Genomic DNA, 18,498 nt, shown 5'->3' with positions numbered 1-18,498 from the left:
GTGCGGGGCAAAGTCCCGCACCCCTGTTTGACTGCTATTTGTCCAGAATGGGATTGGTGAAGTAGACATTTTTCTGGTCCATTTTTTCCTTGGCCAGGCGAACTGCCTCGCCGAAGCGCTGGAAGTGGACCACCTCACGTTCCCGCAGAAAGCGTATGACATCGCTCACATCCGGGTCGTCTGACTGGCGCAGAATATTATCGTAGGTAACCCTCGCTTTTTGTTCTGCTGCCATATCCTCGGTCAGGTCGCAGATTACGTCACCCTTGACGCCGATGTAGTCGGCGCTCCAGGGGCTTCCCGAGGCTGCGACTGGGTACACACCGACACCGTGGTCGGTAAAGTATGGCGCGAAATTTCCCATTCGGGGGTCGTCCGGGGAAAGCTTCCGGGTCAACTGGTGTACCAGGGTTCCGATCATCTCCAGATGCCCCAGTTCCTCTACGCCAATGTCGGTCAGTACGGCCTTGAGTTCCGGATAAGGCATGGCATAGCGCTGGGAGAGGTAGCGCAGGGAAGCTCCCAATTCTCCATCTGGTCCGCCATATTGGCTGATAATAAACGAGGCCAGCTGTGGATTAGTATTTTTGATGCGGATGGGATATTGCAGCTTCTTCTCGTATACAAACATCAGCGCTCCGCTCCTTCCTGATAATTCCAGGGCCATGGGTCGCTGAGCCATGCGTTCCAGGTCTTGCTGTTGGCGGTGGAGCGCTGGAAGAGCGGGCCGTTGGCAGCCTCATATTTCTCGCGCGCTTCTTTTTCAAGCGCGGCGTACTGTTTATAAAGCTCAAAGGCCTCCGCATCGCCGGAATGCGTATCCAGGTAGAGCCCCAGCTCTACCAGCACGAATTCTAGTGCCTGAAGCTCCGCCAAGGGGCTGTTGACCACATTGCGGGCATCTGCCTTCAGATGGAACGGAAGGTTCAGCCCGGGAAACAAGGTTCCGTTGTTCAGCGCCTCCTGCTGTGTATAGCGCTTGGAACCGGTCTGCTGAAAGGGCACATAAGGCACTGCCAGGGGGGCGCACTCCGGAAGCGTGCCGCAGTGATCCGCACAGGCGCCTGGTGCCTGACTGCCATTTTCGGGATACAAATGCATTTCCTCCTTGCATAGGAAGTAGAAGGGGAGAGGCACTCCTGCCCGTACCCCTTCGTTCCATTCTATGCCGGTCATGGAAAAGCGAAACCGCCCGCATTGCCCCGAGTGGGGGCAGATGCGGGCGGTTGGCTCCGTTTGCCGTAAAAAACAAGAAAGTAATCCTATTAACGCCTTATAATTTTACTTTTGCCACCAGGCGCGTTACCGGTCCCACACGGCCGCAGGCCATACGCGGAGCATGGAGATCCTGCGGCCAGACGATATAAAATGTGCCGGGCCGGATCGTAAGCGTATCCCAATCCCCAGTAAAAAACTGTACATCCGATTTGGCGTCATATTCGCCCAGCGGTTCCAGCGGAGTATCCGTCAAGGCATAGCCTGCCGCCTCCAGGCCGCTGACCAGACACTGGATGTCGGCGTAATTCTGATGCCCCTCCAGTTTGCAGTCTTCCGGCGCAAGCGTGTCCACCTGAAAGAGAAGTCCGTATACATTCTCTCCGTCGATCGGTACCTTTTCACCGGGGGACAGCGTGGACGGATCCACCGCGGCCAGCCACTCCAGGGCCTTGCGGAAGCGCTCACCCAGGCCATAGTAGAGCGGTGCGTTTTCGATCTTGTCGATCACCAATGAAATCATCTCCTTTTTCCTTCTGTTGATGTTATCCTACTCCAGTCCTTTGAAAAAAACAATAAGAATCTGTAAAAATGCCGTATCCTGTGGTATAATGGACACATAACAAAACGCTTTGCGTTTCTGGTATAATGCGCTTCCTTCTCCCGTAAACTGCGAGAGGGGGGATGTACTACATGAAACGGAAGCTCCTGAGCTGGGCCCTGCTTGGCGCATTGGCGTCGGCAACCTGCTATTATCTGTTGTTCCAGCCCGGGCTGGAACAACGCAGCGTGTTCTCTGCCGTACGCTGCCCAGGCCAGACCGTGGTGATCGATGCCGGTCACGGCGGGGAGGACGGCGGAGCGGTATCTCTGTCCGGTGTGCCGGAGAGCGGCATCAATCTTTCCATTGCTCTGAAACTGGATCAGATTTTGGGCCTGTACGGCGTAGCGCCGGTACTTTTGCGGAGCGAGGACGTGTCCTTGCATGACAGTTCCGCCCAGACGCTCCGGGAAAAAAAGGTTTCCGACCTGCATAACCGGGTGGCCGTCATCGAAGCGGCGGAAAACGCCACGCTGATCAGCATTCACCAGAATACCTTTCAAGGGGCGCGCTATCACGGAGCCCAGGTCTTTTATGCCAATCCGGAGTTGAGTCTTCCTCTGGCGCAGCTGACGCAGGACCTGCTTCGGCAGACGCTGGACCCAGGAAACGCCAGGGCGCCCAAGCCAATTCCGGACACGGTATATCTGATGAATCACATCACATGCCGGGCCATCCTGGTGGAGTGCGGCTTTCTTTCGAATCCAGAGGAGGATCTGCTGCTCCAGACGGCAGGTTATCAGACCAAACTGGCATCCACCCTGGCTGCGGCCTGGCTCCAGTTCCAGGAGTTGGAGCCCGTACCGACCACCAATGAGGAGGCATAGCCTCGTATGAAGGCAAAGACTGTTTTTTACTGTACCGAGTGCGGCAACGAAACTCCAAAATGGGCGGGGCAGTGTCCCGCCTGTAAGGCCTGGAACACCCTGGTGGAACAGCCGGCCGAACTCAGAAAAAAAGCCCCCGTATCGGCCGCCCCTTCCGGTACCCCTCGCGGCATCAACCGTCCGAAGCTCATCGCGGAGGTGAGCTCCACCTCGGAACTGCGGTTTGAGACCGGCATGAACGAGCTGGACCGGGTGCTGGGCGGAGGCGCGGTAAAAGGGTCCCTGGTCCTCGTGGGCGGCGCGCCCGGAATCGGGAAATCGACCCTAATGCTTCAGATCTGTGATCATCTGTGCCGCTTTGCCACCGTTTTGTATGTATCCGGCGAGGAGTCGGAGCGGCAGATCAAGCTGCGGGCCGAGCGGCTCCACGTGAGGGGAGCGGGGCTGTATCTGCTGGCAGAGACCAATCTGGAGGACGTGATCGAAGCCGTCAACGAGCGCAGGCCGGACGTACTCATCGTAGACTCCATCCAGACCCTCTACAACGGCGATCTGACGGCTGCACCCGGCAGCGTGGGTCAGGTAAAGGATTGTACCATGGCCCTGATGCAAATCGCAAAAGGGCAGGGGATCACCGTTTTCGTCATCGGCCATGTGAATAAGGAGGGCTCCATCGCAGGACCGAAGGTTCTGGAACATATGGTGGACTGCGTACTCTACTTTGAGGGGGAGCAGCAAAACTCGTACCGCATCCTGCGTGCCGCCAAAAACCGTTTCGGTGCGACCAATGAGATCGGCGTGTTCGATATGGGAGACAGCGGATTGACCGAAGTTCCCAATCCGTCGGAAATGCTCCTGTCCGGGCGCCCCCAGGACGCACCGGGCACCTGTGTGACCTGCGTGATGGAGGGCGTTCGTCCTGTCCTGGCCGAGGTGCAGGCTCTGTTGGCGCCCGCCAGCGCCAACGTCCCCCGCAGGACTTCAAACGGTTTTGACTATAATCGGGCCAATCTTCTGCTGGCTGTGCTGGAGAAGCGGGGCGGGCTGCGGGTAAGCGTCTGCGACGCCTACATCAATGTGATCGGCGGACTGTATCTGGATGAGCCTGCCGCCGATTTGGCCACGATCATGGCATTGGCCTCCAGCTTTCGGGACAAGCCCGTACCCGGCGACCTGGCCGCTGTGGGCGAAGTCGGATTGACCGGGGAGCTGCGCTCTGTAAACGCACTGGGGCAACGTCTGAGCGAAGTGCGGCGCCTGGGTTTTACCAAGTGCCTGGTACCGTTCCGCCTGGGGGCGCGTCTGGAGATCCCGGAGGGACTGCAGCTGATCAAGGTCCATAATATCCGGGAGGCTTTGGCTGCGCTTTTGTAGGCGCATCCTGCGGCCTATGCCGCGGCACAAAGTTGACACAGGGTGTTTCCACGCTGGGCAGGCCACAGGATGCGGCCCGTTCCAGGGAACAGTAACCGTCCTGCTGGTAGACACAATTGCTGGTACAGGCGATCAGGCTCAACGGAATCCATCCATTCCTCATTAGAATACCCAAACGAAGGGGGGGATCGGGTCTGCTCAGGCTTTGTTCCAACTCAACAAAATAAAAATTTTGTTGAGTTGGAGGGAGGAGAATTGAGCCGGCCCGCTCTATGGACTATCGTTCGGAAGCTCCAGCCATTTTACGGGATTTTCTGGTTTACCATGAGACGATCCAGGGTCACTCCCGCAAAACGGTCGATGAATACTATTTGGATCTGCGCAACTTTTTTCGTTTCATCAAACTGGAAAAAGGCCGGGCTCCGCGCACTGCGGAACTCGATGACATTCCCATTGACGACGTTGACCTTGCACTGGTCCGCGCGGTAACGCTTACGGACGTGTACGCCTATATGAGCTATCTCAGCCGGGACCGCGCCAAACACGCCAACAGTCCCAATACCGCCTATGGGCTGACGCCCGCCGCGCGGGCCAGAAAAATCGCTACCATCCGTTCTTTCTATAAGTATCTCACCAACAAGGCGAAATTAATCAGCGAAAATCCCATGCAGGATCTGGATGCTCCGCGTCAAAAGAAAGCATTGCCCCGGTATCTGGATCTGGAGGAAAGCATTCGGCTTCTGGAATCTGTGGACGAGCCGAATCGAGTCCGTGATTACTGCATTCTGACCCTGTTTTTAAACTGTGGCCTGCGTATTTCGGAGTTAGTTGGATTGAATCTAACAGATGTTCGAGATGATCAGCTGCGGGTACTCGGCAAGGGAAACAAAGAGCGGATCATCTTCCTCAACGACGCCTGCCGTCAGGCCATCGATGCGTGGCGGGACGAGCGCAGCCGCTTGGCGGCTGCGGACAAAAACGCATTGTTTTTGACGCGGAAGCATACCCGAATGACCACGGACGCGGTCCATTATATGGTCAAGCAGCGTCTGAAAAAGGCCGGACTGGACGCCTCCCTCTATTCCAGTCACAAGCTGCGCCATACAGCGGCGACCCTGATGCTCCAAAACGGTGTGGACGTGCGTACGCTTCAGGAGGTGTTGGGGCACGAGCATTTAAATACGACGCAGATCTATACCCACGTGGATAATGACGATCTGCGCATCGCGGCCCGGGCCAATCCGCTTGGGAGCCTCAGACCGCAGCGAAAAGCGCCGAAAAGCGATCCCACAGATGAATAAAGCAGAGACCGCCCCGCCGCCAGACCTCAGGAAGGGCCTGGCGGACGGGGCGGCATTTGATTTTGCGGGAGGACCGGCGGTTTGGACTTCTCCCCTTCTTCCGGACCCGCCGCCCCCTCGGGCGGATAGGCGCCCAGCACGTGAAGAAAGCGGATCTCTTCAAAAAAGTAAGTACTCAGCGGCCGCCAATCCGCGTCATAAGAGTGAGCGGCGACAAGCGTATTTTCCAGCGTAGCGGGCTGGCCGATCTCCACGATGATAGGCGTATGGCTGAACACTTCCTTCTGAAAGCGGAACTGAACAAAGTCGCCCGGCTCCATCTGCTCCAACGTCGTGGAACTGCCGAACGGGCCGGGAGACTGCTCCTGGCGGGTCAAAAAACGGTAAAAGTATTCTACTCCCGTCCATGCGGGCGCCTTGTTATTGGCGTCAATGTAATACCAGCCGAAAACCGGTGTAAAGTTCATCACGCCGGTCCCTGCATAGAGACACTGGGAGGCAAAATTGGTACAGTCTCCCCCAATCTCTTCATAGTCATAAAAGGCCGGATTGCGGCTGTAAGCCCATTTGTGGGCATACGCCACAGCAGCCTGCCGGTTATAGGGGATCACACGGGTCACAGCGGTCAGTCCTTTCCTGATGCTGTGGCATCCTATGCGCCCCGGGGCAGCCTTGCTACCTCCCCCTCCGGCAGCGTACGGCCCAGGATAGCCCGCAACTCTTCCTCCGGATCTCGGGAGGGCGGCGGAGACACTGAACACGCCTCCCAAGCCTCCGCTGTGCCGTATTTCAGTGTCGACCAGTTTGGATTGAGGACCGACCCGTTTGCAAGCGCCGTTGCGTACCGTTGTTCCAGAAGAAACTGGAACGCTTTTTGATACCGCGTATGGTCCAGCAGGGACAATTGCTTCCATTCACCGGTCTCCAGGGGCGGGCTGTTCTCTAAAATTCCGTAAAGACTGGCGGCATCCGGCGGCATGGGTCTGCGTGGGCGGCATTGCCGCAACAGGAAGTAGACCCGAGGCGCCAAATACACGGTCCTGTGTCGGAAGAATTTACTCAAAAAGAGGGCTTTCCGGTCGATGAGCGCAGTCATCTCGCCCCAAGCGAATCCAAAGTCATCCAGCGACGGCAGGTAAGGATTTCGATTGCATGCAAGAATCCCCATGGCATCCAGGTATTCCGCCAGTGTCATTGCCAGCCGCCCTCCTTCCAAAAAGGAGAGGGGTCTCCCCTCTCCTTTTCTTTGGCGATCGTTACGCCTTGCCGTCGCAGCCCAGCACGTCGATGAGCTTGTGCTTGACCAGTTCCTTGATATTGGCTCGGGCGGGTTTCAGGTACTCCCGGGGGTCAAACTTGTCGGGATGCTCGGCAAAGAACTTGCGGATGGTGCCGGTCATGGCCAGGCGCAGGTCGGAGTCGATGTTGATCTTGCACACCGACAGAGAAGCCGCATGACGGAGCTGATCCTCCGGCACGCCGATCGCGCCCGGCATATTGCCGCCGTTCTCGTTGATCATCTGCACATATTCCTGGGGCACGCTGGAGGAACCGTGAAGCACAATCGGGAACCCCGGAAGACGCTTGGAGACCTCCTCCAGAATGTCAAAACGCAGCTGGGGCTTGGTGCCGGGCTTAAACTTGTACGCGCCGTGGCTGGTACCGATGGCGATAGCCAGGGAATCACAGCCGGTCTTGGTCACGAACTCCTCCACCTCGTCGGGGTGGGTGTAGGAGGAATCCTCGGCGGAGACTTTTACCTCGTCCTCCACCCCGGCCAGGGTGCCCAGTTCGGCCTCCACCACCACGCCATGGTCGTGCGCGTAGGCGACGACCTGCTTGGTGATCTCGATATTCTCGGCGAAGGGCTTGGAGCTGGCGTCGATCATAACGGAGGTAAAGCCGCCGTCGATGCAGGACTTGCACAGCTCGTAGGAATCGCCGTGATCCAAATGCAGGCAGATCGGCAGGCCGGTCTCGAGGATGGCGGCCTCTACCAGCTTCATCAGGTAGGTGTGGTTGGCATAAGCGCGGGCGCCCTTGGACACCTGGAGGATCAGGGGGGCGTTGACTTCCTTAGCGGCCTCGGTGATGCCCTGTACGATCTCCATGTTGTTCACGTTGAAAGCACCGATCGCATAACCGCCGTCATATGCCTTCTTAAACATTTCCTTAGTGGTAACCAATGGCATAGAAGCTCATCTCCTTTTTAGTTTGCTTCATAATTTTATCAGTTATCATTGATAATTGCAATAGGACATGGTATGATATTCACGCAAATCTTGCATTAAAGACAAAAATTCTCGAGTTAACAGGAGGCATAGTATCCATGAGTGAATTGAGAGGCGCTTGCATTATCGGCCAGTCCGGCGGTCCTACCGCGGTGATTAACGCCAGTGCGCTGGGCGTCATCCGAACCGCGCTGGACACGGAATGCATCACCCGCGTGCTGGGGGCCGCCCACGGCATCAAAGGTGTGCTGGACGATCGGCTGTATGATATGGACCAGGAGGACGCCGCCGAGCTGGAGCTTCTGAAGTACACCCCCTCCTCTGCCCTCGGCTCATGCCGCTATAAGCTGGCGGACCCCGACAAGGACGACACCGACTACAAACGGATCCTGGAGATTTTCCGCAAATATGATGTGCGCTACTTCTTCTACAACGGCGGCAACGACTCCATGGACACCTGCAATAAGATCTCTAAATATATGCAGAAGGCCGGCTATGAATGCCGTATCATGGGCGTGCCCAAGACCATTGACAACGATCTCAACGGCACCGACCACTGCCCCGGCTTTGGTTCCGCCGCCAAGTTTATCGCCACCACCTGTATGGAGGTCCACCGGGACGCCCACGTGTATGATACCGGCATGGTGACCATCATCGAGATCATGGGCCGGCACGCCGGCTGGCTGGCCGGTTCCGCCGCCCTGGCCACCTGGGCGGGGTATGGCCCCGATCTGATCTATCTGCCCGAGACCGATTTTGATCTGACCGACTTCCTGGACGATGTGCACCGGGTGTATGACAAGACCGGCAAGTGCATGGTGGCTGTGTCCGAGGGCATCCACCGTGCCGACGGCACGTTTATTTCCGAGGCCAAGACCTCTGCTACCGACGGTTTTGGACATGCGCAGCTGGGCGGCCTGGCCGCCATGCTGGCTGACGCGGTAAAGCTGGAGACCGGGGCCAAGGTCCGCGGCATCGAACTCTCCCTGCTCCAGCGCTGCGGCTCCCACACTGCCTCCAAGACCGACATCGACGAGGCTTTCCTTGCGGGCAAGGCAGCCGTGGAGGCCGCCGTATCCGGCATCACCGATAAGATGGTGGCGTTCCGGTGCACCCGCGAAGGCGGCTATACGTGCCAGACCAGCCTGGAACCGCTGGAGATCGTAGCCAATGCAGAGAAAAAGGTCCCCCGTGAATGGATCAATGCAGTGGGCAACGGCGTGGAACAGCCCTTTATCGACTACGTGCTCCCCCTGATCCAGGGCGAGCCCGACGCCCCCAGAAACAACTCCCTTCCCCGCTTCGCCAAGCTCAAGAAGGTGCTGGCCCACTAAACCGCATAGACTGGAGAACTGGTCCGGCAAGGCGCCTGCCTTGCCGGACCAGTTCTGTTACTGCACGCCGGTCAGGGCGCGCATGACGGTATACGTCTGCTCATCCAGCCCCTTCTGCATCGCAAGGGCTTCGGTGATATCATAATCGACATAGGCGTCGCCCTGCATGGCGACCACCCGGCAGGTCTTTCCCTCCGCCAGAAGGCGGACTGCCTCATAACCCATATAGGTGGCGGCGGTCCGGTCGCGGGAGGTGGGCGCCCCGCCCCGCTGCACATGCCCCAGCACGGTGACCCTGGTATCCAAAGAGGTGGCGTCCTTGATCTTCTGCGCCACGTTATAGGCGCTGTCCACGCCTTCCGCCACGATGACCATGAAATGGGTACGCCCGCCCAAACGGGCCCGGCGGATGGGTTCGATCACATCCTGCTCATAGTCGGGGGTGCGTTCGGGCACCAATACGGCGGTAGCGCCGCAGGCTACGCCCACGTTCAGGGCCAGGTGGCCGGCATGGTGCCCCATGACCTCCACCACCGAACAGCGTTCGTGAGACTGCATGGTATCCCGCAGCTTGTCGATGCACTCCACGGCGGTGTTGCATGCGGTATCGTAGCCGATGGTATAAGTAGAGCAGGCGATGTCGTTGTCGATGGTGCCGGGGATGCCGATGACGCTCAGCCCCTGCTGCGCCAGGCAGAGCAGTCCGCGGAAGGTACCGTCGCCGCCGATGCCCACCAGCGCGTCCAGACCCAGCAGTTTGCAGGTGGCGGCCGCCTTCTCCTGGCCCAGCTTGGCCTTGAAGTCCTCGCTGCGGGCAGAGTAGAGCATCGTTCCGCCCCGGCGGGACAAGCCGCTGACGCTTTCAAAGGTCAGGGGCACAAAGTCACCGTTGATGAGGCCGTGATAGCCCCGGCGGACGCCGATGCACTCAATGCCCATGTGCAGGCAGGTGCGCACCACGGAGCGGATGGCGGCGTTCATACCCGGGGCGTCTCCGCCGCTGGTGAAAACGCCGATCCGGCGTACAGGCTGATCCATGAAAACTACCTCCTATCAATCATCTGGGGCCGAACCGGCTCAAACCTTCAGTTCGGTCTCCTTCCCATTCAGGGCGTCGGCATATCGTTCCAGCACCGGCTGTACGTCCTCCCGCAGGAAATCCTCCACCTGCTGAGGACAGCGGCCGATGTAGCGCTCGGGCTCCAGGTGAGCGGTCAGCTCTTCCCGGCTCATTCCGAACAGCGGATCCGCGGCGATCAGATCGATCAGATTGTTGGCCTCGCCCCGGTCCTTCACGTTGGCCCCGGCCTGCTGAGACAGAACCCGGATGCGCTCGTGGAGCTCCTGGCGGTTTCCGCCCCGTTTCACCGCGTCCATCATGATATTCTCGCTGGCCATGAAGGGCAGCTCCTCCAGCACGTGGCGCCGGATCACCTGCTCATGCACCACCAGTCCGGAGGCCACGTTGGCATAGATATTCAGGATGGCGTCTACCGCCAGGAACGCCTCCGGTACCGAGATGCGCTTGTTGGCGGAATCGTCCAGCGTACGCTCAAACCACTGGGAGGCGGCCGTGACGGCCGGGTTCATCGCGTCGCACATCACATAGCGTCCCAGCGCGCAGATGCGCTCACAGCGCATGGGATTGCGCTTGTAGGGCATGGCGGAGGAGCCGATCTGACTGGCTTCAAAAGGCTCTTCCACCTCCTTCAGGTGGCAGAGCAGACGCAGGTCCGTGGCAAATTTGCTGGCCGACTGCGCGATCCCGGACAGGGTGGCCAGCACCGCCGCGTCCACCTTCCGGGAATAGGTCTGGCCGGACACGGACGCCGTGGCGGCAAAGCCCATCTCGGCGGCGATCTTCCGATCCAGCTCCTTGCATTTCTCATGGTCTCCTTCAAAGAGCTCCAGAAAGCTGGCCTGGGTACCGGTGGTGCCCTTGCTTCCCAACAGCTTCAGGCTGTCGATCCGGTAGCTGACTTCGTCCAGATCCATCAACAGCTCGTTCATCCACAGCGTGGCCCGCTTGCCCACGGTAACCAGCTGGGCGGGCTGGAAGTGGGTAAAACCCAAGGTCGGCAGCGCCTGATAGCGCCCGGCAAAGTCGGCCAAGTGCTTCAGCACCCGCACCAGCTTTTCCCGGATCAGCAGCAGAGCCTCCCGCATCAGGATCACGTCGGTGTTATCCCCCACGTAACAGCTGGTGGCGCCCAGATGGATGATGGGCATCGCCTTGGGGCACACCTCGCCAAAGGTGTGGACATGCGCCATGACGTCGTGGCGGAGTTTTTTTTCGTACGCGGCGGCCTTGTCGTAGTCGATGTCGGTGAGATGCGCCTCCATCTCGTCGATCTGCTCCTGCGTCACCGGCAGACCCAGCTCCATCTCGGCCCGGGCCAGGGCCACCCACAGGCGGCGCCAGGTGGAGAACTTTTTGTCCGGAGAGAAGATGAACTGCATCTCGTCGCTGGCGTAGCGGGAAGACAGGGGGCTTTCATAGCGATCGTTCATGCAAAGACCTCTTTTTTCTTGTTTTTTAACGGGAACATCATACCACAGGAACACGGCGGGGGCAAGCCCCCGCCGCAGCGGCGCCCGAAAAAGTACCAAGCCGCCTTGCGGCGGTGCTTGGCGCGGAGCGGGCGGCAGAGCTCGGCGGCGCTTTCCCGGCAGTCTGAACGGCGGGAGCAAGCCCCCGCCGTTCAGACTGTATTTCTCTACTCCCCCGCCAGGAACTTTTCCAGACGGTCCAGTCCCTCTTTGATGTTGCCCATAGAGGTGGCGTAGGACCAGCGGACAAAGTTGGGCGCACCAAAGCCGGAGCCCGGTACCACCGCGACCAGGCCGTATTTCAGGAATACGTCGGCAAACACGTCGTCGTTGGTGATCTCCACGCCATGGATGGTCCTGCCGATCAGCTGTTCCAGGTTCATCATCACATAGAAGGCGCCCTCCGGTTTGATACAGCTGACCCCCGGTATGGCGTTCATACGCTGAACGATGTAATCGCGCCGCTCCTCGAACGCCCGGCGCATCCGTTCGATCTTCTCCTGCGGGCCGGTCAGCGCCTGTACCGATGCCTTTTGGGACATGGTCACCGGAGAGCCGGTGGAGTGGCTGACGTAATTGGCCATGACCTTGGCGATCCTGGCGTTGGCACAGGCGTAGCCGATGCGCCAGCCGGTCATGGCATAGGACTTGGATACGCCGTTGACGAGAATCGTCTGTTCCTTGGCCTCGGGGCTCAGTGCGGCGAAGCTGGTGAAGGACTTGCCGTCATAGACCAGACCGTAGTAGATCTCATCGGAGATCACATAAAGCTCGTTCTCCACACAGACCTTGGCGATGGCCTCCAGCTCCTCCCTGCCGTACATCATGCCGGTGGGGTTGGAGGGATTGTTGAGGATGAGCGCTTTGGTCCTGGGGGTAATGGCCGCCGCCAGCTTTTCGGCGGAGAGCTTGAAATCCTCCGCCTCCGTAGCGGTGACCACAACGGGTACGCCGCCCGCCATGCGGATCAGCTCATAGTAGCTCACCCAGAAGGGCGCGGGCAGAATCACCTCGTCCCCGGGGTTGACCAGCACCCGCAGGGCCAGATATACGATATGTTTCGCGCCGCTGCTCACCACCACCTGGCTGGGCACATACTCCAGCCCACAGTCGATCTTCATGCGGTCGCACACCGCCTGACGCAGCTCCACAGTGCCTGCGGCCGGCGTATAACGGGTCAAATTGCTTTCAATCGCGGCGATCCCCGCCGCTTTGATCTCGTCCGGGGTGTCAAAATCAGGCTCGCCCGCGCCGAAGCCGATCACGTCGATCCCATCGGCTTTCATCTGTTTAAACATGGCGTCGATGGCCATCGTGGTGGAGGCCTGTACGGCCTCTGCGATCCTGGACAACTCTTTCAATGAAATCTCTCCCTTGAACTCAAAATCATGACATATTATATGCGCCAACTTGCAAAATTGCAAGTCCTTATTTCTGATTTTCCGCAAAATGTGAATGTTGATGATGTCTATAATGCAAAAAGGGGGACATCCATGGCAATCTGCCAATGGATGTCCCCCGCAGATGCGGTTCAGGCTGCCGTTCTGGCCTTGACGACCCGTACGATGACGGAGCTGAGCACCAGATTGATCGCCATCTCCAGAAGGAAGTTCAACCCCACCAGAACGGTGATGACATAGTAGACCAGCGCAGTCCCGCCTGCCCATGCCACCAGCGTGTCATAGTAGAACCCGGCCAGTCCCAGGCAGAAGATGCCGGTGTTCACCACCGGACACATAATGCCCGCAAGGATGGAACCGGCCATGGGGCTGCGCTGTGCCAGCGCACGGTAGACCGCCCCCGCGGCCAGCCCGGCCAGCGCGCCCTTGACGACGCAGAGGATCAATGTAACCAAAGGCCGGGCGGTAAACAGAATATTGCCGCCCATGTCCCAGCCGGCCACACAGGCGATGAACACCACGACGCCGAACACGCTGCCCAGATAGGCGCCCGCGCCCGCGCCGTACAGCGCCGCGCCGATGATAATGGGAGCCAGGGCCAGCGTAATGGTAAAGGGTCCGAACTTGATGAAGGATGCTACTATCTGCAGGACAATGATAGTGCCCGTCATCAGGGCCAGTCCTGTCAGACGCTGGGTCTTTGCGCTTGCTTTCATAGGAAAATTACCTCCTGCTGCCGCTCTCTTTCCGAGATGCAGCGCAAATATTTACTCACGGCTTACGCCGTTGAGTACCGTTTTATGGGTCACGCCCTCCGGTGCTTCTCCGCATTTTTTTGATACAGCAGATAAAGCCCGTCCATGACCAGGTTCGCATCGTAAATGATATTGTGTGTGCAGTATTTCAGTACCTTGGCGGCGTTTCCGCCGGTAGCCACCACCGTGACCGGCTGTCCGGCCACTTCCTCCATACGCCCGATCATGCCGTCCACCATGCTGGCATGGCCGTAAAGCACGCCGGAACGCATGGCATCCTCGGTGGTGCGGCCCAGCAAGGGCACCGGCGCGGCCGTCTCCATGGAGATGGGCGGGAGGGCCGCCGCCCGCTCTGAGAGGGCTTCCAGCGCCAAGCGCAGGCCCGGCATAAGAATGCACCCCTCATATACGCTGCCCTTCAGCAGAGACATGGAGGTGGCCGTGCCCATATCGATGACCACAGAAGGGCTGGGATACTTATGGATGGCCGCCACGGAGGAAGCCACGATATCGCTGCCCAGCTGGTTGTGGATCTCCGCCTTAATGTTCAGACCGGTCTTGATGCCGGGTCCCACGACCATGGGGCTGCATCCAATCAAGCGTCCCACGGCAGCCGTCATCGTGGCCGTCAGGGAGGGGACCACGCTGGAGAGGATCGCGCCGTCCACCGAGCCGATCTCCGCCCCATAAAGGCCGAATACCCCCAGCAGGTCGATGGCGCAGCGGTCTTTCGTTTTGTCCTTGTCCGTCTCCAACGCGGAGAGGAAGGACAGCCTGCCCGCGGCGTCGAACAGGCCGACCGTGGTATTGGAGTTGCCTACATCTACCGCCAGGATCACGGACGCTCCCCCTCCCCTATCGTTTCGTTGTTCCAGCGCTTTTTGAGTGCACGTAAGGCAAAACCGCTGGGTGCGCGGCGCTGCCGCACGGAATCCGCCCTTCCCGGCCGGTCCGTCAGGCATCATTCTAGCAGAAAGACGGCGGCACGTCAAGAAAGCCGCGCCCCGCGCGGCAATTTTGTCCGCGGGGCACGGCCTTTCCGGCAGGCTTGCGCTTGTTTTGCAGTACTGCCTTTACAACTTCTGGCAGATCAGCTCGCCCATTTTACGGGTGCCGACGGGCGTTACGCCAGGCTCCGCGATGTCGGCGGTACGCCAGCCCTCCGCCAGGACTGCGTCCACCGCCGCTTCAATGGCGTCGGCCTCAGCGGCCCGCTGGAAGGAGTAACGGAACATCATGGCCGCCGACAGAATCGTGGCGATGGGGTTTGCCTTGTCCTGGCCGGCGATATCGGGAGCAGAGCCGTGGATGGGCTCATACAGGCCGGGCGCCCTGTCCCCGATGGACGCGGAAGGAAGCAGTCCGATGGAGCCGGTGACCATGCTGGCCTCGTCGGACAAAATGTCGCCGAACATGTTCTCGGTGACCAAAACATCGAACTGGCCGGGGTCCCGGACCAGCTGCATGGCACAGTTATCCACCAGAAAATCCTCGTAGGCTACGTCGGGATACTCCTGGGCCAGCCGGTGCATGACGCTGCGCCACAGGCGGCTGGTCTCCAGGACGTTGGCCTTGTCCACGCTGGTGACCTTCCTGCGGCGCAAGCGGGAAAGCTCAAAGGCGCGGCGTCCGATACGCTCGATCTCATGCTCGGAGTAAGCCATCCGGTCGGCACACTCCACGCCCCGATCGTCCGTCTCATACTTCTCCCGCCGGCCGAAGTAGATGCCGCCGGTGAGTTCCCGCACCATCATCAGGTCGATGCCCCTTTGGGCGGTCTCGGTTTTCAGGGGGCATGCGTCAATCATGGCGGGACGCAGCGTGGCGGGGCGCAGGTTGGCATACAGCCCCAAATCCTTCCGGATCGCCAGAAGGGCGGTCTCGGGCCGCTGCTCTGCGGGCTTGTCCGCGCCCCACCTGGGGCCGCCCACGGCGCCCAGCAGCACCGCGTCGCAGGCCCTGCATTTCTCCGCCGTGCCGTCGGGGTAGCTCTTCCCCACCGCATCGGTGGCGCAGCCGCCCAGCAGTACGTCCACGAATTCATAAGTGTGTCCAAACGTTTTCCCCACGCGCTCCAGTACCTTGACGGCCTCCCCCACCACTTCGGGGCCGATGCCGTCGCCGCGGATCAGTGCGATCCTGTAGTTCATTACCGTGCCACCCCCCGGTCCTTGAGCGATTTGAGCAGGCCGCCGCTTTCAATGATATTGCCGACGAATTCCGGGAAGGGCGCGGCCTGATAGGTCTTTCCGGTGGTCTCGTCGGTGATGCGCCCGGTGGCGAAGTCCACGCTCACCTGGTCCCCCGCCCGGATCTCCCGGGACGCCTGGGCGCACTCCAGGATGGGAAAACCGATGTTGATGGCATTGCGGTAGAAAATACGGGCAAACGACGGGGCGATGACGCACTTGACGCCGCAGGCCTTGAGGGCCAGGGGCGCATGCTCCCGGGAGGAGCCGCAGCCAAAGTTGGCCCCAGCCACCACGATATCGCCTTTCTCTACGGTGGAAGCAAAACCCGCGTCGATATCCTCCATACAATGGCAGGCCAGAGACTTCTCGTCGGGAGCGTTCAGATACCGGGCGGGGATGATCACGTCGGTATCCACGTTATCGCCATATTTGTAAACCTTCATGGTAACGATCCTTTCTTAACGCGGCGGGGAACGTTCCCGCCCGGTCATTTTGGACCCGTCGCAGACGGGACGCGCAAGCGGAGCGCAGCAAGCGGCCTGGACCGCAAGCGCCTGCCGCAGGGACAGGCTGACCCGCCCCAAGGGGAAACGGAAGCGGCGCCGTTTACAGCGTCCTGGGGTCGGCCACGCAGCCCGCCACGGCGGATGCGGCGGCCACCGCGGGATTGGCCAGAATGATCTCCGAGGTGACGGGACCCATGCGGCCCACGAAATTGCGGTTTGTGGTGGAGATGGCCCGCTCCCCGTCGGAGAGCACGCCCATATGGCCGCCCAGGCAGGGGCCGCAGGTAGGCGTAGACACGGCGCAGCCGGCCTGGATAAAGGTCTGGATCAGCCCCTCGGCCATGGCGTCCAGAGTGATCTGCTGGGTGGCTGGGATGACGATGCAGCGCACGCCCTTGGCCACCCGGCGGCCTTTGAGTACCGCCGCCGCCTGGCGCAGGTCCTCCAGGCGGCCGTTGGTGCAGGAGCCGATGACCACCTGATCGATGTGGGTGCCCGCGACCTGGTCCACGGTGCGGGTATTGGAGGGCAGGTGGGGCAGCGCTACGGTGGGCTGGAGCTGGTCCAGGTCGATGACCACTTCCCGCTCATACTCCGCATCCGGGTCGGCCTCCACGGCCTGCCAGGGGCGGGTCACGCGGCCCTCCAGATAGGCGCGGGTCCTGCCGTCCACCGGAAAGATGCCGTTCTTGGCGCCCGCTTCGATGGCCATGTTGGCGATGGTGAACCGGTCGTCCATGGACAGGGAGCCCACTCCCTCCCCCGCAAACTCCAAGGACTTGTACAGCGCGCCGTCCACACCGATGGTCCCGATCAGATGGAGGATCACGTCCTTGCCGGACACGCAGGGCTGCAGCTTCCCCTTCAGGGTGACTTTGACGGCGGCGGGGATGCGGAACCAGGCAAGGCCGGTCGCCATGCCGGCCGCCATATCGGTAGACCCTACACCGGTGGAGAACATTCCGACCGCGCCATAGGTGCAGGTATGGGAGTCCGCGCCGATCATGCACTCTCCGGGGGCGGTCAGTCCTTTTTCCGGCAGAAGGGCGTGCTCCACCCCCATGCAGCCCACATCATAAAAATGGGTGATCTCATACTTCTGTGCAAATTCCCGTACCTGTGCGCAGAGCTGAGCCGCCTTGATGTCCTTACAGGGGGTGTAATGATCCAGCACCAGAGCGATCTTTTCCCGGTCGAACACCCGGGTCAGACCCGCCTTATTGAATTCTGAGATAGCCACAGGGGTGGTGATATCATTGCCCAGCACCAGATCCAGCTTGCCTTCCACCAGCTGGCCGGGCACCACGTGATCCAGCCCGGCATGGCGGGCCAGGATCTTTTGGGTCATTGTCATTCCCATCTTTGGGCGCCTCCTTTATGATTTTCCTCCACAGCATAACATGGGGCTTGCTGAAAGAATGTAAAACGTGTTACAATCAAAAAAAGAGGTGAACGGCATGACTTCCAGAGACATATGGGCCCCCCTGGCGGAACAGCAGCAGCCCCAGTCCTATCCGCCCGGCCGCCTGATCTATCTCCAGGATACCCAGGCGCTCCAGTTCTACTATATCCGCTCCGGCACCGTGAAGTGCTTTATCAGCTCTCCGGAGGGGGACGAGCGTACCCTTACGCTCCACCACGCCGGCGACCTGATCGGGGAGGCCGCCTTCTTCGACCGCCAGCCCAGGGTCTCTTCCGCCGTAGCCGTCACGCGGTGTGAGCTGGTGGCCGTGGACCGCTCCCGGCTGGAGACGGTCTTTGCCCTGCATCCGGATCTGGCCGTCTCCATGCTGGAATATCTGGCCCGTACCATACGCCTGCTCTCCGTCCACGTGGACGGCGCCTTTCTCCAGGCCGACCGGCGCATCGCCCGGCACCTGCTCTCCCTCTCCCCCGACCCGCAGGGTCTGCTCCACTGCACCCATGAAGATATCGGTTCCACCGTCGGGGTAAGCCGGGTCACGGTGAGCCGGGTCCTGGGTGAATTTGACCGTCAGGGCTGGATCGAGACCGGATATAAAAGCATCAAGATTCGGGATCCAGGCGCTCTGACCGAGCTGCTCTCCGGTGAAACATAACGACCGCGTGGCAGGCGTACGCCTGCCGCGCGGTCGCTTTGGTAGTACCGCAGGCAACCCCCGGCTAAGCCGGGGGTAAAAAAGTAGCTTATAGCGAGGAGAAAAGTAGAAAAGAAAAAGGCTCCCTGTTAAAG

Annotated in this window: 18 protein-coding genes and 1 pseudogene; 5 read left to right on the top strand and 14 right to left on the bottom strand. The window is 60.0% G+C overall.

Annotated elements, in window-relative coordinates; translation table 11 throughout:
- Positions 1-34: 34 nt before the first annotated feature.
- From NE547_RS04545 to NE547_RS04535, 3 genes are all read right to left on the bottom strand, one after another.
- Positions 35-631 carry a manganese catalase family protein gene (locus tag NE547_RS04545; RefSeq protein ID WP_186906472.1) on the bottom strand — a complete coding sequence of 199 codons (597 nt, stop codon included), beginning with the start codon at positions 629-631 and terminating at the stop codon, positions 35-37.
- Positions 631-1,095, bottom strand: a complete 465-nt coding sequence (locus NE547_RS04540) for a spore coat protein CotJB (protein WP_256174893.1) — start codon at positions 1,093-1,095, stop codon at positions 631-633. Before NE547_RS04540 ends, NE547_RS04545 begins: the two co-directional genes overlap by 1 nt.
- Positions 1,096-1,273: 178 nt before the next feature.
- Positions 1,274-1,738, bottom strand: coding sequence for a YhcH/YjgK/YiaL family protein (locus NE547_RS04535; protein ID WP_243204647.1), 465 nt, complete (start codon positions 1,736-1,738; stop codon positions 1,274-1,276).
- 170 nt (positions 1,739-1,908) lie between these two features.
- Here NE547_RS04535 and NE547_RS04530 point away from each other — a divergent pair, with 170 nt between their 5' ends.
- The 3 genes from NE547_RS04530 to NE547_RS04520 all read left to right on the top strand — a co-directional run bounded on the left by NE547_RS04530 (position 1,909) and on the right by NE547_RS04520 (position 5,318).
- Complete coding sequence (locus tag NE547_RS04530; RefSeq protein ID WP_256174892.1) at positions 1,909-2,643, top strand: N-acetylmuramoyl-L-alanine amidase; 735 nt, start codon at positions 1,909-1,911, stop codon at positions 2,641-2,643.
- A 6-nt stretch (positions 2,644-2,649) separates the two neighbouring features.
- The gene (gene radA, locus NE547_RS04525) at positions 2,650-4,017 is read left to right on the top strand and encodes a DNA repair protein RadA (protein ID WP_186906469.1); all 1,368 of its coding nucleotides are present in this window, start codon (positions 2,650-2,652) and stop codon (positions 4,015-4,017) included.
- Between the two features lie 272 nt (positions 4,018-4,289).
- A complete protein-coding gene (locus NE547_RS04520) occupies positions 4,290-5,318 on the top strand; it encodes a tyrosine recombinase XerC (protein WP_186906468.1) in 1,029 nt (342 codons plus the stop codon).
- Positions 5,319-5,443: 125 nt separating this feature from the next.
- Here the strand turns inward: NE547_RS04520 and NE547_RS04515 are convergent.
- From NE547_RS04515 to fba, 3 genes and pseudogenes are all read right to left on the bottom strand, one after another.
- Positions 5,444-5,938: pseudogene (locus tag NE547_RS04515) on the bottom strand (amidase domain-containing protein); the annotation flags it as partial.
- A 32-nt stretch (positions 5,939-5,970) separates the two neighbouring features.
- Positions 5,971-6,513 carry a hypothetical protein gene (locus NE547_RS04510; protein WP_256174891.1) on the bottom strand — a complete coding sequence of 181 codons (543 nt, stop codon included), beginning with the start codon at positions 6,511-6,513 and terminating at the stop codon, positions 5,971-5,973.
- Positions 6,514-6,574: 61 nt separating this feature from the next.
- Positions 6,575-7,510, bottom strand: coding sequence for a class II fructose-1,6-bisphosphate aldolase (fba, locus tag NE547_RS04505; protein WP_186906465.1), 936 nt, complete (start codon positions 7,508-7,510; stop codon positions 6,575-6,577).
- Positions 7,511-7,647: 137 nt separating this feature from the next.
- Here fba and NE547_RS04500 point away from each other — a divergent pair, with 137 nt between their 5' ends.
- Positions 7,648-8,883, top strand: a complete 1,236-nt coding sequence (locus NE547_RS04500) for a diphosphate--fructose-6-phosphate 1-phosphotransferase (protein WP_256174890.1) — start codon at positions 7,648-7,650, stop codon at positions 8,881-8,883.
- Between the two features lie 57 nt (positions 8,884-8,940).
- Here NE547_RS04500 and NE547_RS04495 read toward each other — a convergent pair whose 3' ends face one another.
- The 8 genes from NE547_RS04495 to leuC all read right to left on the bottom strand — a co-directional run bounded on the left by NE547_RS04495 (position 8,941) and on the right by leuC (position 17,646).
- Positions 8,941-9,921 (bottom strand): ATP-dependent 6-phosphofructokinase, encoded by a 981-nt coding sequence (locus tag NE547_RS04495; RefSeq protein WP_186906463.1) that lies wholly within the window; start codon positions 9,919-9,921, stop codon positions 8,941-8,943.
- 39 nt (positions 9,922-9,960) lie between these two features.
- Positions 9,961-11,394, bottom strand: coding sequence for an adenylosuccinate lyase (gene purB, locus NE547_RS04490; protein WP_186906462.1), 1,434 nt, complete (start codon positions 11,392-11,394; stop codon positions 9,961-9,963).
- Between the two features lie 206 nt (positions 11,395-11,600).
- Entirely contained in the window at positions 11,601-12,794 is a 1,194-nt protein-coding gene (locus NE547_RS04485) for a pyridoxal phosphate-dependent aminotransferase (RefSeq protein ID WP_243204646.1), read from the bottom strand.
- Between the two features lie 170 nt (positions 12,795-12,964).
- Positions 12,965-13,549: an ECF transporter S component gene (locus tag NE547_RS04480; RefSeq protein WP_256174889.1), complete on the bottom strand. Its 585-nt coding sequence runs from the start codon at positions 13,547-13,549 to the stop codon at positions 12,965-12,967.
- A gap of 89 nt (positions 13,550-13,638) precedes the next feature.
- Entirely contained in the window at positions 13,639-14,427 is a 789-nt protein-coding gene (locus NE547_RS04475; protein ID WP_256174888.1) for a type III pantothenate kinase, read from the bottom strand.
- 234 nt (positions 14,428-14,661) lie between these two features.
- Positions 14,662-15,738 carry a 3-isopropylmalate dehydrogenase gene (leuB, locus tag NE547_RS04470; protein WP_186906459.1) on the bottom strand — a complete coding sequence of 359 codons (1,077 nt, stop codon included), beginning with the start codon at positions 15,736-15,738 and terminating at the stop codon, positions 14,662-14,664.
- Complete coding sequence (locus NE547_RS04465) at positions 15,738-16,223, bottom strand: 3-isopropylmalate dehydratase small subunit (protein ID WP_186906458.1); 486 nt, start codon at positions 16,221-16,223, stop codon at positions 15,738-15,740. Before NE547_RS04465 ends, leuB begins: the two co-directional genes overlap by 1 nt.
- A gap of 163 nt (positions 16,224-16,386) precedes the next feature.
- A complete protein-coding gene (gene leuC, locus NE547_RS04460) occupies positions 16,387-17,646 on the bottom strand; it encodes a 3-isopropylmalate dehydratase large subunit (RefSeq protein WP_186906457.1) in 1,260 nt (419 codons plus the stop codon).
- Between the two features lie 97 nt (positions 17,647-17,743).
- Between leuC and NE547_RS04455 the strand changes: the two genes are divergently transcribed.
- Positions 17,744-18,364, top strand: a complete 621-nt coding sequence (locus NE547_RS04455; protein ID WP_256174887.1) for a Crp/Fnr family transcriptional regulator — start codon at positions 17,744-17,746, stop codon at positions 18,362-18,364.
- The last annotated feature ends 134 nt before the right edge of the window (positions 18,365-18,498 follow it).

Origin of the sequence: Flavonifractor sp. DFI.6.63 (assembly GCF_024462255.1) — a bacterium.
Classification (GTDB): Bacteria; Bacillota; Clostridia; order Oscillospirales; family Oscillospiraceae; genus Lawsonibacter_A; species Lawsonibacter_A hominis.
This window is presented reverse-complemented; position numbering and strand designations above follow the sequence as displayed.